This window comes from Ureibacillus endophyticus (genome assembly GCF_003628435.1).
In the GTDB taxonomy this organism is placed as follows: domain Bacteria; phylum Bacillota; class Bacilli; order Bacillales_A; family Planococcaceae; genus Ureibacillus; species Ureibacillus endophyticus.
This window is the reverse complement of the sequence record NZ_RBZN01000011.1, coordinates 35,670-49,600: the sequence shown is the minus strand read 5'-3', so window position 1 is coordinate 49,600 and position 13,931 is coordinate 35,670. Positions and strand designations below refer to the sequence as shown.

The 13,931-nt window shown below is 33.4% G+C and carries 15 protein-coding genes; 11 read left to right on the top strand and 4 right to left on the bottom strand.

Annotated features, from left to right (window positions below; all coding sequences use genetic code 11):
* The first annotated feature begins 16 nt into the window (after positions 1 to 16).
* From D8M03_RS06595 to glnA, 3 genes are all read left to right on the top strand, one after another.
* The gene (locus D8M03_RS06595; RefSeq protein ID WP_121213988.1) at positions 17 to 634 is read left to right on the top strand and encodes a Bax inhibitor-1 family protein; all 618 of its coding nucleotides are present in this window, start codon (positions 17 to 19) and stop codon (positions 632 to 634) included.
* 160 nt (positions 635 to 794) lie between these two features.
* On the top strand, positions 795 to 1,196 hold the full coding sequence (locus D8M03_RS06590; RefSeq protein WP_121213987.1) for a MerR family transcriptional regulator: 402 nt from the start codon (positions 795 to 797) through the stop codon (positions 1,194 to 1,196).
* Positions 1,197 to 1,250: 54 nt separating this feature from the next.
* The gene (glnA, locus tag D8M03_RS06585; protein ID WP_121213986.1) at positions 1,251 to 2,585 is read left to right on the top strand and encodes a type I glutamate--ammonia ligase; all 1,335 of its coding nucleotides are present in this window, start codon (positions 1,251 to 1,253) and stop codon (positions 2,583 to 2,585) included.
* Positions 2,586 to 2,679: 94 nt separating this feature from the next.
* Here the strand turns inward: glnA and D8M03_RS06580 are convergent, their stop codons facing one another.
* The 4 genes from D8M03_RS06580 to D8M03_RS06565 all read right to left on the bottom strand — a co-directional run bounded on the left by D8M03_RS06580 (position 2,680) and on the right by D8M03_RS06565 (position 5,424).
* On the bottom strand, positions 2,680 to 3,090 hold the full coding sequence (locus tag D8M03_RS06580) for a hypothetical protein (RefSeq protein WP_121213985.1): 411 nt from the start codon (positions 3,088 to 3,090) through the stop codon (positions 2,680 to 2,682).
* Between the two features lie 320 nt (positions 3,091 to 3,410).
* Complete coding sequence (locus D8M03_RS06575; protein ID WP_121213984.1) at positions 3,411 to 4,541, bottom strand: hypothetical protein; 1,131 nt, start codon at positions 4,539 to 4,541, stop codon at positions 3,411 to 3,413.
* Between the two features lie 9 nt (positions 4,542 to 4,550).
* Entirely contained in the window at positions 4,551 to 4,982 is a 432-nt protein-coding gene (locus D8M03_RS06570; RefSeq protein WP_121213983.1) for a PilW family protein, read from the bottom strand.
* Entirely contained in the window at positions 4,975 to 5,424 is a 450-nt protein-coding gene (locus tag D8M03_RS06565; RefSeq protein ID WP_121213982.1) for a prepilin-type N-terminal cleavage/methylation domain-containing protein, read from the bottom strand. The genes D8M03_RS06570 and D8M03_RS06565 overlap by 8 nt, the downstream gene beginning before the upstream one ends.
* Before the next feature lie 273 nt (positions 5,425 to 5,697).
* On the opposite strand from D8M03_RS06565, the gene D8M03_RS06560 reads away from it, so the two are divergent.
* The 8 genes from D8M03_RS06560 to D8M03_RS06525 all read left to right on the top strand — a co-directional run bounded on the left by D8M03_RS06560 (position 5,698) and on the right by D8M03_RS06525 (position 13,919).
* Complete coding sequence (locus D8M03_RS06560; protein WP_121213981.1) at positions 5,698 to 7,032, top strand: VanW family protein; 1,335 nt, start codon at positions 5,698 to 5,700, stop codon at positions 7,030 to 7,032.
* Between the two features lie 15 nt (positions 7,033 to 7,047).
* Positions 7,048 to 8,724: a GspE/PulE family protein gene (locus D8M03_RS06555; RefSeq protein ID WP_121213980.1), complete on the top strand. Its 1,677-nt coding sequence runs from the start codon at positions 7,048 to 7,050 to the stop codon at positions 8,722 to 8,724.
* An 11-nt stretch (positions 8,725 to 8,735) separates the two neighbouring features.
* Positions 8,736 to 9,782, top strand: a complete 1,047-nt coding sequence (locus tag D8M03_RS06550) for a type IV pilus twitching motility protein PilT (RefSeq protein ID WP_121213979.1) — start codon at positions 8,736 to 8,738, stop codon at positions 9,780 to 9,782.
* The gene (locus D8M03_RS06545; RefSeq protein WP_121213978.1) at positions 9,779 to 10,990 is read left to right on the top strand and encodes a type II secretion system F family protein; all 1,212 of its coding nucleotides are present in this window, start codon (positions 9,779 to 9,781) and stop codon (positions 10,988 to 10,990) included. The genes D8M03_RS06550 and D8M03_RS06545 overlap by 4 nt, the downstream gene beginning before the upstream one ends.
* Before the next feature lie 111 nt (positions 10,991 to 11,101).
* Positions 11,102 to 11,584, top strand: a complete 483-nt coding sequence (locus D8M03_RS06540) for a prepilin-type N-terminal cleavage/methylation domain-containing protein (RefSeq protein ID WP_121214012.1) — start codon at positions 11,102 to 11,104, stop codon at positions 11,582 to 11,584.
* Positions 11,585 to 11,671: 87 nt separating this feature from the next.
* On the top strand, positions 11,672 to 12,649 hold the full coding sequence (gene pilM / locus D8M03_RS06535) for a type IV pilus biogenesis protein PilM (protein WP_121213977.1): 978 nt from the start codon (positions 11,672 to 11,674) through the stop codon (positions 12,647 to 12,649).
* Entirely contained in the window at positions 12,646 to 13,242 is a 597-nt protein-coding gene (locus tag D8M03_RS06530; protein WP_121213976.1) for an aldolase/citrate lyase/malate synthase family protein, read from the top strand. The genes pilM and D8M03_RS06530 overlap by 4 nt, the downstream gene beginning before the upstream one ends.
* Positions 13,242 to 13,919: a potassium transporter gene (locus D8M03_RS06525; protein ID WP_121213975.1), complete on the top strand. Its 678-nt coding sequence runs from the start codon at positions 13,242 to 13,244 to the stop codon at positions 13,917 to 13,919. Before D8M03_RS06530 ends, D8M03_RS06525 begins: the two co-directional genes overlap by 1 nt.
* Positions 13,920 to 13,931: the final 12 nt, after the last annotated feature.

The window sequence follows — 13,931 nt, the reverse complement described above, 5'->3', positions numbered from 1 at the left end:
AAGATTGGGGTTGTGTATGAGGCAGATAAGTAGAAATCGGAACTACGACCTCATATTGAAACATTTTGCTGTAATGTGGATTCTAACTGTACTTGGTGCTCTAATTGCAATTGCTTTACCAATGTGGATTGTCGTTACTTTATCCATCATTTGTATTGGTCTATTGGTTTTGATTTACTTAATGAAACTTGCAAATGTTATTTTGTATTATTTGATTCCATTTTTCATGGGTGTCTTTCATTTCTTAATCATCACATTGCTCATTGGTTGGCTTGGAAAAGCTTTAGTTTTATCTGTCTTTATTGGAACCGTTATAATCTTTTTATTACTCGCCTTTTTAGGGTTAAAGTTAATTGCAGAAATTTCCGATAGTGCAATTTATGCAATTTCAGTGGCCATTGTATTTGTTGTCTTTGCATTTATTTATATTTTTATTCCTATTAGTAGTCATGTGATTCTAGTGTTAGCTGGATTGTTTGTATTATTATTTGCTATTTATACTGTTTATGATTTAAATAATATTCGCAAAAGTTTTGCAAGAGACAATGAAGTAATTGGAGTTGCTCTAGGATTATATTTAAATTTCTTAAATGTATTTTTCAATATAGTAGAGGTTACGAAAAAAAGAAGATAGTTTTAAGACGGGAGATTGTTCACAAGTCTCCTGTTTTTTTCGTTCAATTCTAAATTTTAGTCGATTTCTATTAAATTTTGTTATTAATGTTAGTTTTCCTAACATAACATTGACATTATAACTAACCGAGCGTATTATAAGACAAAGGGAGGTGAATTAAATGAGTGAAAAGAAAAAATCTAGTGAATTAAGAAGATCTATGCCACTATTACCAATCGGTACAGTAATGCAATTAACCGAACTTTCCGCTCGACAAATTCGCTATTATGAAGAACACGATTTAATTCAGCCCCATAGATCTGATGGGAATCGAAGAATGTTTTCTTTAAATGATGTCGATACTTTACTTGAGATAAAAGATATGCTTGAACAAGGCATTAACATGGCAGGTATTAAAAAATTATTTGATATGAAAAAAAATGCTGCGGTTCAATCCGTGCAAGCTGAAAAAGAAATTTCTGATTCAGAACTACGTCGAATTTTGCGTGAAGAAATGCGAAATGCAAATCGTCACCAAAAATCAACGTTACGTCAAGGGGATTTATCGCGTTTTTATCAATAAGACGCGTAAATTATAAATTTTTCGTTAGGTAAAAAAGTAGGAGTGTGGAATACTGTGGGTAAATACACAAAAGACGACATAAAACGTCTTGTAGAAGAAAAAGAAGTAAAATACATTCGATTACAATTTACAGACATTTTAGGAACAATTAAAAACGTAGAAATTCCCGTAAGTCAATTAGATAAAGCATTAGACAATAAAATGATGTTTGATGGTTCTTCAATTGAAGGATTTGTTCGTATTGAAGAATCTGACATGTACTTATATCCTGATCTTGATACTTTTATGGTATTCCCATGGACTACTGGAAATGGTAAAGTTGCTCGTTTTATCTGTGATATTTATACAGCACAAGGTGAACCATTCGCAGGGGATCCTCGTAATAATTTAAAACGTGTATTAAAAGGTATGGAAGAACTAGGCTTTACTCATTTCAACCTTGGTCCAGAGCCAGAATTCTTCTTATTTAAATTAGATGATAAAGGCGAACCAACACTAGAAGTAAATGACCATGGTGGTTATTTCGACTTAGCACCAACTGACCTTGGTGAAAACTGCCGTCGTGATATCGTGTTAGAACTTGAAGAAATGGGCTTTGAAATTGAAGCTTCTCACCATGAAGTAGCACCTGGTCAACATGAAATCGACTTTAAATATGCGAACGTAGTTGAAGCTTGTGACAACATCCAAACGTTCAAATTAGTAGTAAAAACAATTGCTCGTAAACACGGTTTACACGCAACATTCATGCCAAAACCATTATTTGGTGAAGCAGGATCTGGTATGCACTGTAACGTTTCATTATTCAAAGGAAATGAAAATGCATTCTACGATAAAGATGCTGAACTAGGTTTATCTGAAACAGCTATGCAATTCATGGCAGGAGTTTTAAGACACGTACAAGGGTTCACAGCAATTACAAACCCAACTATCAACTCTTATAAACGTTTAGTTCCTGGTTATGAAGCGCCATGTTACGTAGCATGGTCTGCTCAAAACCGTTCACCTTTAATTCGTGTCCCATCTGCTCGTGGTTTATCAACACGTATTGAAGTACGTTCTGTTGACCCAGCTGCAAACCCATACTTAGCTTTAGCGGTTATTTTAGAGTCAGGTTTAGAAGGTATTCGTGAAGGTTTAACACCACCACCAGCTATTAACCGTAACATCTATATCATGAGTGAAGAAGAACGCAAAGCAAACGGAATCGATAACTTACCAGCTGCTCTTGACGATGCATTAGTTGCTCTTGAAAAAGATGAAGTGGTAAAAGCAGCACTAGGCGAGCACATCTACGCAAACTTCAAAGAAGCAAAAGAAATCGAATTCGAAATGTTCCGTACAACAGTACACCCTTGGGAACGTGAGCAGTACTTAAAAATGTATTAATTGTTTAATATGTACCCGGTACACAAACGATTCTGACTATTTTATACAATTTAAAAAGCATTGGAGCTCATGAATTACTCCAATGCTTTTTCGTCTATTTCTTCCATGTTAATACGTTTGATAGTTCAGTAATGAGGGAGCCGTTTTCTTTATCAAAGATTTGTACAAGCACTCGTGATAAATTATCATAACTTTCATGAGGTTGTAATTTTAATAAAATATAAACCTCGCCTTCATTATGCTTTTCAAATGTCATGGTCGTCTTATCAATTTCAGGTTCGCTGTACCCAATAGATTGAATAGCTTCGGCACGTTCCTCAAATGTATAGGACTCTGCTGCAACAAAGGCATCACTCAATTCTTCTTGAGCAATTTCAGATGCTGATGCAATTTCTTCCTCTGAAAATTTCTTCGCTTTGTCTGAAACATCATAAAATATCGTAAGTGCACCACCGATTAATAACAAGATAATTAGAGTGATGGATGTAATTTTTACTTTGGACATGAAGATACACCTTCTCCGTACGTAATTGAAACATTTCTCAATTACAATGTACTTCAAACTCCGTCATAAAACTACAATGTTACGAAAATCTACCGATTATTTACTAATGGTTGTCACATTTAGTTTTCAAAAATTCGATTATTGATTACTAAATTTGTATTTTTCGTTATATTCATTGTCTTTTGCAAGATGTTGGTAACTTGCTAATTGAAATCTGTTGAAAAAGTAATACTTTAACCTCCACTAGCAGGTAAGTTATCAGAATTGATAGTCCATTAAATTCAAAAAAGCGCCCCCCTCTTGAGAGACGCTTAAAAAAGTTAGTTATAGGTTATTTCACCCTTTTCTACCTGACTTTTAATTTCTTCTATTACCGTAGAAACATCAGTCCCAGAATCATTGCCGGATTCATTTATATTACCAAATCTCATACATGTATAAATACCTTCTTTCCAAGTATCGTCAGGCTCGGGAAAACTCTTTGCAGTTAATTGTCCCCCTACACAAATTTTTGAATTTTTTATTTCCTTAACTTTATTATGAAAGATTAAATCTTTAGTGACATAAATAGTTGAATTTTTAATAGTCCCGTTTAAATTATGTATAGTTGCTGTTTTACCAACAAATAATTTTAATTTTTCTACTCCAGCATTAAGATTTTCAAAATCTACATTTTCAGTAATATAGAGATGTGAGTTTTTTATTGAACTATTACTTTTATTAGAAGAGAGTAAACTACCTGATATATAGGCAATTGTATTGTGTATACTTGCATTGTTTGTAAGTGTTTTGTAGAAGTATCCTACAGTCCCACTCTTTAATTTAGTACATGTTGTACAATCGTTTAGTCCATCTTTCGAAAGAGTTATATCCATTAATGTTTTACCTCTATTGGCATTCCCACTAGATCCAGAACCATCACCAGTACCGCTTCCTCCATTTAGAATAGTATCTATTACCTCCTCTATATTCAGATTGATAGTTGCTGTAATTTTAGATGTGCTTCCATTCATAATTCCATTACTTTCAAAAATTACTTTTAGATTTCTAGAGGATATGCTTAGACTGTTTTCGATTATTTCGAATCTATGGGTAGATACAGGTATTTCTTTTGGAATTCGTATTGGAAGTTTAAAATCATTAACACTAATTGACAATTCATTTAAGATATTATCTACTGTTATTTCTCTTCCTTGGTTAATTAATTCTGATTTAGCTGTGCTTACTGCAGTATCAAATGTATTATATGCGTTTTTAATAAATGCATTTTTATAATATATTATCCCCATTTCAGATAGATCAACAGCCTGCATATTATCTTCAGTTTTATTTAATTGTTTAGCATTTGTAAATGATATATTTATTAATACTGTTCCTAATAGTGTAAAAATAACAATTATTATTAATACGGTTACTAAAGCAAAACCATTATTGTTCTTTTGATGTTTCATTTATCCCACCTACAATCTTGATAGATTAGTGTTAATCTCATAAGAATCATTCTTCCCGATTATGACAATTGAAATATAAGTGATTTTATCAACTATATCAATTGGTGTTGTTGGTGAGACTCCATTAATATCAAATTTAAATTGACTATCATTTATTGTTGTATCTATTATATTATCGCATGATGAATCGATACGAACTTCATGATAATCATTAGATATACTAATTCTATAACAATTGCCTTTTTCATGTTCTTCTCGTAATATTGCTAATACATAATTTGCTTTTTGTTGTAGTAATGCATTTTCCTTTGCTTTGGATGCAGTGTTTAAACCGTTAATTAATATTCCAAAAATCAATACAACTATGATTGAAAGAACCGATATAGTAGCTAGGATTTCAACTAAAGATATACCATTTTGATTTATCATCTTTTTATCCACATGACACAACTCCTTGATGGTATATATATGTGTAGGTTTCGGAAAGAATCTTATCTTCCATATTTTTCACTACAATTATAACTTGGTGAGGCTCTTGGTAAAAATCATCCGTGTTTCCTTCACCCATTTTTTTTATAAAAATCTTAATTATAAATTGATCTTCAATTTCTTCTTTAGAACAATATTCGCTTTTTGAAGGATCTATATCAGAATTAAATTCCGTTAAATCTACTGCATCGGGATCGGTAGTTGAATTTGTGCCTTTTTCAGTGAATTCAGCTGATTTATATCTTGCTAAATTCATAGCTACTATATTGTTATCATTGATAGCATTAGATTTATAAATATTCTTAAATACTCCGAAAAATGATATTAGTAATATTGATATTAATAGGATTGAAGCTACAACCTCTATTAATGTAAAACCCTTTTCATATTTCATTAAATAAATCCACTCTTTTCTTTTGTACAAATCAATTTTGAGTTACTTATATTTTTAAAGTTGATTTGGGAAATATTATACTTTAATTGGTTATTAATAGCTATAAAGACTTTATGAGATTATGAAATGTCATAAATTATATAATTTATATAGTGCAATAGTAATATATATTTATTTGATAAATATTGTATGCTATTCTTGTATGAATAAAGAATTAATTTAATTTGTTACAGTATATTACTTCTCTAAAATATGACTAAGAGGTGAAGTATTTTGTTCAAGAGAAAAAAATTAATTATATCAATCTCAATTACCTTATTGTTATTTATCTTTTCGATATGTTCAATTAGAACACATACAGTCTCTGCAGACGAAACAGCAACAACCGGATCAACAATTGGTGGAGTCGAAGTTAGTGGTCTCAAAAATGCAGAAATTCAAAAAGTTTTAATGGATGCAATTCAGAGTTGGAAAGCAGAAGCAGTTATAATCAATGGTGGCGGAACTGAACTAACTATAGATGCTAACGAACTTCAATTTAATGTAGAATCAACCATTACGCAATATGAAATGCTGACCGACAAACCTTGGTATGATTTCTGGTCAAAAGAGAAAATTGTACATTTACCATTAGAGGTTACAATTTCAGAGGATGCAATGAATACTATTGAAAATGTATCTATTTGGGATAGTGAAGAAACAATTAATCGAGTTTTAGGACAAGCTTCCTATCTAAAGGAACATAATATAGAAGCAGAAGTTACAGATTTATCAATCATCGAAAATGATCGATTATCCCTTTCAATGGAAAAAATTCCGGAAGGGGCATTAGGAATATCCTATTTAGCTCAAGCAATTAATGAAACAGTTATCAATCCAAATGAAACTTTTTCATTGTTAGAAACGCTAGGTGAAAATAGTGAGATCTCAAACAAAATAGGTCTAAATTTCCTAGCATCAGTACTGTATAACAGTGTATTACAAACAAGTTTTAATATTCTTGAACGTCATTCACAGAACGAAATTCCCAATTATTTAGAACCTGGAATTGAAGCTGCTGTGAGTGAGCTTGAAAATAAAGATTTACGATTTGCTAATACAACAGAATCACCTGCTCTTATTAAAGCTAGTATTGAAAATGAAAGGTTAAAACTTGAAATTTACTCTAGTTTGAAAGAAAGTGAAGTCACTGTCCAGGTTAATCAGGATGAAATCATTATGCCAAGAATTATAAATCGATTCTCAACAGATTTACCTACTGGACAAGCTAAAATCATACAAGAAGGTAAGAATGGTGTAAGAATTTCGGTCTATCGAACTATTGAAAAAAATGGTAATATCGTAGAAGAACAAATTAGTCGTGACTATTATCCTCCGACAAATCAAATTGTTCTAAAATCTTCAAGACAAGTACTAGAATCTGATTCAGAAAATCCGCTAACAGATGATGATTTGAATCTTGATTTAAATGGAGATGGATTACCTGACTTAGACAATTATTTGCCAGGCAACCCATCTGATTTAGTTCCGAATGACTTACCAAAAGATGAAGATGAATTGCCACCAGGTAGCTATTATGATAAAGGTGGAAATTTAGTCACTCCATAGAGAGGAGAACAGTAGATGAAACCTTCTTCACGTAAACGCCTAGGGGATTTACTTGTAGATGCTGGAGCGATTACGAGTGAGCAACTAGACTATGCCCTTACAACAAAAAGTAGGGAAGAAAAAATTGGGGATTTCCTCATTAAACAAAAAATTATTACAGAACAACAATTAATAGAAGTTTTAGAGTTTCAATTAGGCATTCCACACGTACACTTAAATCAGTTTACGATTGACCCTGAATTACTACATTTAGTTCCCGCAGAGTTGGCAAAACGGGCAATGGTTATGCCGATTCGTCGAGATCGAAATAAACTATTTATTGCGATGGCTGACCCTATGGATTACTTCGCTATTGAAGAAGTACGTATGGCAACTGGATGTCAAATTGAGACCAGTATTGCTGCAAAAGATGATTTATATCGAACAATTACGAAATATTATGACCTCCAAGAATCCATGGAAGCTGCACTTTCTGATATTGGTTTAGCTGCTACTACTGCTGATGCCCCACCACAACAAGAGATGACTGATGAGGATTCACCAATTGTCCGATTAGTAAACCAAATCATTGCAAATGGTGTTGCTCAAAAAGCGAGTGATATTCACTTTGACCCACATGAAAACGAATTTAAAGTTCGATATCGAATTGATGGAATATTACGAACAGAGCGATCTTTACCAAAACATATGCAAAATATGATGACAGCCCGTGTAAAAATTATGGGGGATTTAAACATTACCGACAACCGTACACCCCAAGACGGACGTATTCGAACAACGGTAAACTTTAAGCCGATTGATATTCGTCTTTCAACATTACCAACGATATACGGTGAAAAAATCGTAATGCGTATTCTTGATGTCACAAATGCAGCAAATGATATAACAAAACTCGGATTTACAAGAAAAAATGAAAATCTATTTCGTGATATGATTGCACGCCCTAATGGAATTGTATTGATTACAGGTCCAACAGGGTCAGGTAAATCATCGACTTTATATGCTGCTCTGTCAAATTTAAATAATGAAGATGTCAATATTATTACAGTTGAAGATCCTGTTGAATATCAATTAATTGGTGTAAACCAAATTCAAGTAAATGAAGATGTTGGCTTAACCTTTGCTTCAGGTTTACGATCAATCTTGCGTCAAGACCCTGATATTATCATGATTGGGGAGATACGTGACTTGGAGACAGCTGAAATTGCTGTACGTGCTTCATTAACAGGACATTTAGTATTAAGTACACTGCATACAAATAGTGCAGTTGAATCGATTGCCCGCTTAAGAGATATGGGTATTGAACCATTATTAATTTCATCATCACTCGTTGGGGTAGTAGCACAACGTTTAGTGCGAAGAATTTGTCGAGACTGTGCTGAAACGACTGAAGCAACTGAACGGGAAAAAGAAATTTTTGCAGATAATGGATTACATGTAACGACATTGAAAAAGGGACGAGGTTGTCCTTCTTGTAATCAAACTGGTTATAAAGGCCGCTTAGCAATTCACGAAGTATTACCAGTTGATCGCAATATAAAAGATTTGATTTTAAATAACGGTAGTACGGCACAATTGCAAGATTATATGAATAAAGAAGGATACAATACTTTATTAGTAGATGGCCTACTTAAAGTTATAGATGGTTTAACAACAACTGAGGAAGTAGTTCGAGTAGCTACAACAGAATAGGGAGTTTTTCTATGAGTATATTATCAATTCGCGATTTACTAATGCGTGCATATACAGAGAAAGCATCAGACTTACATTTAACTGTTGGGGTTCCTCCAATTTATCGTCGAAATGGTAAGCTCGAGCAATATGGTAATGAAATTTTAACACCTGAAATTTTGTATGATATGGTATATGACATTATACCTGAGCATAAAGTTGCAGAGTATAAGAGTAATGGGGAAACAGATTTTAATTTTTCCTTAGATGACTTATGTCGATTCCGTGTAAATGCCTTTCACCAAAAAAATTCTAGTGCTTTAGTACTGCGACTGATATCATCGAAAATACCGACAATTGAGTCATTGCACATGCCGGATGTACTTTATAAACTGATGGAGAAACCTCAAGGATTAATTTTAGTAACAGGTCCAACAGGGTCAGGTAAATCAACGACTCTTGCGGCAATGATTGACTATGTAAATGAATCAAAAGCAAAACATATTATTACACTTGAGGATCCGATTGAGTATTTACATAGCCATAAACAGTCTATTGTCAATCAACGAGAAATTGGTGTAGATACTGAATCTTTTGCAACAGGTTTACGTGCTGCATTACGTCAAGATCCAGACATTATTTTAGTTGGTGAGATGCGAGATTTAGAAACGATTTCAACAGCAATTACTGCTGCTGAAACGGGACACCTCGTATTAGGGACATTACATACATCAAGTGCACCGACATCCATTGACCGAATTATTGATGTGTTCCCACCGCATCAACAGGGGCAAATACGTGTACAACTTGCAAACGTTCTACAAGGAATTATTTCACAACGATTATTCCCACTTAAGGATAATAGTGGACGTGTTGCTGCAACTGAAATTTTAGTAAGTGTACCAGCCATTGCGAACTTAATTCGTACAGAGAAAGTTCATCAAATTCCAAGTGTTATGCAAACGAGCAGAGCTATAGGAATGCATACTTTGGAGAGTTCTATTCAAACGCTTGTCTCTACAGGTAAGGTTTCATTAGAAGAAGCAAGACCATACATGAATGTTGGTGAATATAGTTGACGGTTTACAAATATACCGGTCGAACAAAACAAGGTGCACAAAAAAAGGGAACTGTCGATGCGCCCACGAAAAAAGCAGCCATTGCGAAACTTCGTGAACAAGGCATCAACCCACGTCAACTCGAGGAATCTAAAAGCATACTGCATGCGGAAATCAAGCTAGGGGCTAGCGGAAAAGTAAAAAACGAGGACTTTGTTATCTATTGTCGTCAATTTGCAACGCTAATTCGAGCTGGGATTTCCATAGTTGAAGCTACAAAAATTTTAGCTGAACAAACAACAAGTAAAGCATTGAAAAAAGTTTTGTATGAAGTTGAAGAAGATGTACGAGCTGGAACACCTTTTTCAAAAGCAGCAAGTAAGCACCCAAAAGCTTTCCCTCAACTTTTCGCGAACATGATTAGTTCAGGGGAAGCAACCGGGAATATGGACGATACATTAGAACGCCTTGCCAACATGTTTGAAAAACAATTTAAGTTAAAAAAGAAAGTGCAATCTGCATTAACTTATCCAGCGATTTTACTTTTTATAACAATAGTTGTTGTGTTATTCTTACTGATTTTTATAGTACCGAGTTTTGTTACTTCATTTGAAGATATGGGCGCTGAGCTACCATTAATTACTGTATATACTATTTCTATTAGTAACTTTTTACAAAATTATTGGTGGATAGTAATCTCTATAATTTTATTTATAGTTTTAGGTTTTCAATTATTATATAAAAAAAATTATCAATTTAATTATTCTATCAATTTAATATTATTAAAAATCCCGATATTTGGGAAGTTATTTCAAAAATCAGCTATTGCTCGAATGACAAGAACTCTATCCTCCTTATTTAGTAGTGCAGTACCAATATTAAATGCATTAACAATAGTAGAAAAGGTAGTAGGTAATCCAGTACTTGGTAAAATAATTAAAGAGGCGAGGAATAGCTTAGAAAAGGGACAATCTTTATCTGGTCCTTTTGAAAGGAGTTGGCTGTTTCCTCCACTTGTTTCATCTATGACAAAAATAGGTGAATCTACAGGTTCATTAGATTTAATGTTGGGAAAAGTTGCAGATTTTTATGAGGAAGAAGTAGACAGAACAGTTGACACATTAAAGTCTTTAATCGAGCCACTTATGATTCTTATTCTAGCTGGTGTTGTAGGTCTTATTGTTTTAGCAATAATGATGCCAATGTTTAGTTTATATGAGCAAATGTAAAATTTGAATTTCTTATTTGTAAGGAAGGTTTGCAAGGAGGTGAAAACAATGCGAAAAATATTCGTGCGAAAACCATGTGTTAAAAGTATGATTAATTTAGGAGGAAATAATATGTTTAAACAAATGAACAAGCGTTTAAATAACCAAAAAGGTTTAACATTAATTGAATTATTAGCAGTAGTGGTAATTTTGGCAATTGTAGCAGCAATTGCAGTACCTGCTATTGGAAATATAATTGAGGATTCACGTATTAAAGGTATGAAAGCTGATATTGCAAACGTTATTAATGCCGCCAACTTATATAAAGTGGAAAATGGTAACCTTTCAGCATCAATCACAGTTGCTGACTTAAAAACTGCAGGTTATTTAGAATCATCAGGCTCTGTAAATGAAACAACAGCTGTTTTAGATCATGATGTGACTGTAGGTTCAAAAACAAAAAATGTAATTGCATTAGATGGAGAAGCAGAAGTAAATAAGAAGAAATATGATTTAGACAATGTTTATCTTGATATACTGAAAGTTGATTCACCAGATTTAAAAGACACTGGCATAAAAAAAAATGATACTCCTACTGGAGGTGGAGATAGTTAAAATTAGTTAATTAAAGAACATCCAAATTAATTGGGTGTTCAATTGTTTAACTAAAAACATATATCTGGATTATTAGGAGGTCCCCGCATGTTTAACTCAAAAAAAAAATTACATCTATCCATCGAACTTCGAGATTACATCATACGTGCACTTGTGGTAAAGGGGCCGAGCTTGGAACAATCACAGCTTTTTGAAATACCATTAGAAAATGGAACGATTGTTGAATCTGTCATTGAAGATGAAATGACGTTGTTTGATATTTTCAAAAAATATGCATCAAAATGGGGCGGGAAAAAGCAAAATGTCCGCCTTTTTGTGCCGGATACGTCTGTTCTTTTAAAAACCTTCGAACACCCTGAAGATGTTGAGTCTGATAAATTGTTAGAATATGTGCAAATGGAGCTTGGCGAATCAATTCGCGTTCCTTTTGAAGATCCATTAGTGGACGTATATGATCATGATCCTAATGATGGACAAGCGGTTATTTTTGCTGCACCTTCTGATGAAATTTCTAAACTCACATCGCTATTTTTAGATATTAAAATGGAGCCCGAAGTAGCTGATATTCGTTCTCTTTGTAATTTACGATTATTAGAGAAAATCGGTTATCTAGATGGGGAACGAACATATTTAGTTGCTGATTGGTCCATCAATGAACTTTCCATTTGTATTTATTCACTAGGACAAGTGGAGTTTTTGCGTTTCCAAACGATTGAAACTGACTTACATAAATGGGCAGCCACTATTGAATCTGAACAAGAAGTACAATTCTCGTTACAAGGTGACTCACAAAGTTATTTAATGCAAGTGATGGATGAGGTACTTGAACTTGATCGTATGATGAACTTCTTCCGTTACTCTTTACATAAGGGTGAAAAGGGTGTTGACGAAATTCTTGTCATGGGGGATAATCCGTTTTTAGAACAGATTACAGAAACATTAAACAATAACTTAGTGGTCCCTTCAAAAATGGTTACTGATGAAGTGATTGCGAAACATTTTCCTAATTTTAAAGGGAAACATGCTGCATTATTAGGCCTCGCCCTTAAGGAGGTTCACCCATGATTCCAGATATAAACCTTTTGCCCAAGGTAGAACGGCGACCAAATAACACAAAATTACTCTATATTTTATTAGCGATTATCGCCTTACTTATATTTAGTCTTTTAGTTTGGCAATATTTTAGTGCAAGAAGCTCATTAGTATCGATAGTAAATGAAGAACAAGCTCTTCTTGCTCAACGAGATCAACTTCAATCCCAGCTAAACGTTTACAACGATTCAAAATCCAATATTAGTTTAGAGCAATCTGTACAATTTTTAGACCAAATTTCTTATCATGTTTCACCGTTAATAAAAGAAATTTTGAATTTACAACCTAATAACTCTTTCTTAAGAACGTACGAATTTACAGAAAAAAGTGTGACGGTTTGGATCGATTTTGAAACGATGAACGATATATCCAACTATGTAACTCGTTTAAATAACAGTGATTATTTTTTAGATGTGCAAGTTTCCACTATATCGAACTTTGAATTAGTAGTAGAATCAGGAGACACAGCGGAAAGCTCTACTAACTTTAATGAACAACCACGATATACAACGAATCTAACTTTAGTTATAGATGAAACCTATTTATCTACTGGAGGTGAAGAGTGATGAAACTTTTCTCCGGTAATAAAAATTCAAGTCTATTATTAGTAATAGCTTTTGTCGCAGCAGTATTGTTTGCCTTTTATTACTATGTAGTATTGCCAAAAAAAGAAGAGTTGAACTCAACACAAAACACTATTTCGAGTACACGGACTGAAATCAGGTCAATGCAAGAACAAATTGCAAATTTAGAAAATGAACAAGCCATAGAAACGAATATTTTTTCGCTTCGCAAGAGATTACCACAAAGTCGTGAAATTGATCAGTTGCTACTAAATATTGAAGAAATCGAGTATGTTTCTGGGACAAGGGTATTAAATATCAATTTTAACAATTACGATTCCCTTGTGTCGGAATCAATGAAGCAGGAACAAACAGCACCTGAAGAGAATACAGATGGTGAAGAAGAGGAAGGAGAAGAGAAAGAAACACCTATCTCCTCAATTGACATTTCAACATTACCGAGTGAATTAAAACTCATTACTTTCGTTCTGGATGTTGAAGCTCCTGATTACAATAGTTTGTTAACATTTATCGAGGAAATTGAAAATTTAGAACGAATTATGCACATCGATGCGTTAAATTTTGAATTACCAGGTGAAGAAAGTGTCATCCAAAATGAAGAGGAAACAGTAACGGTTTCTGTACAAGTAACAACGTTTTATCATGAAGGTACCGAATAATTGAAACAGGTA

What these genes read in the sequence shown, in the direction of transcription:
- D8M03_RS06595 (WP_121213988.1), top strand. Translation starts at nt 17, where the DNA reads ATGAGGCAGATAAGTAGAAATCGGAACTACGACCTCATATTGAAACAT.
- D8M03_RS06590 (WP_121213987.1), top strand. Translation starts at nt 795, where the DNA reads ATGAGTGAAAAGAAAAAATCTAGTGAATTAAGAAGATCTATGCCACTA.
- D8M03_RS06580 (WP_121213985.1), bottom strand. Translation starts at nt 3,090, where the DNA reads ATGTCCAAAGTAAAAATTACATCCATCACTCTAATTATCTTGTTATTA.
- D8M03_RS06575 (WP_121213984.1), bottom strand. Translation starts at nt 4,541, where the DNA reads ATGAAACATCAAAAGAACAATAATGGTTTTGCTTTAGTAACCGTATTA.
- D8M03_RS06565 (WP_121213982.1), bottom strand. Translation starts at nt 5,424, where the DNA reads ATGAAATATGAAAAGGGTTTTACATTAATAGAGGTTGTAGCTTCAATC.
- D8M03_RS06555 (WP_121213980.1), top strand. Translation starts at nt 7,048, where the DNA reads ATGAAACCTTCTTCACGTAAACGCCTAGGGGATTTACTTGTAGATGCT.
- D8M03_RS06550 (WP_121213979.1), top strand. Translation starts at nt 8,736, where the DNA reads ATGAGTATATTATCAATTCGCGATTTACTAATGCGTGCATATACAGAG.
- D8M03_RS06540 (WP_121214012.1), top strand. Translation starts at nt 11,102, where the DNA reads ATGTTTAAACAAATGAACAAGCGTTTAAATAACCAAAAAGGTTTAACA.
- pilM (WP_121213977.1), top strand. Translation starts at nt 11,672, where the DNA reads ATGTTTAACTCAAAAAAAAAATTACATCTATCCATCGAACTTCGAGAT.
- D8M03_RS06530 (WP_121213976.1), top strand. Translation starts at nt 12,646, where the DNA reads ATGATTCCAGATATAAACCTTTTGCCCAAGGTAGAACGGCGACCAAAT.
- D8M03_RS06525 (WP_121213975.1), top strand. Translation starts at nt 13,242, where the DNA reads ATGAAACTTTTCTCCGGTAATAAAAATTCAAGTCTATTATTAGTAATA.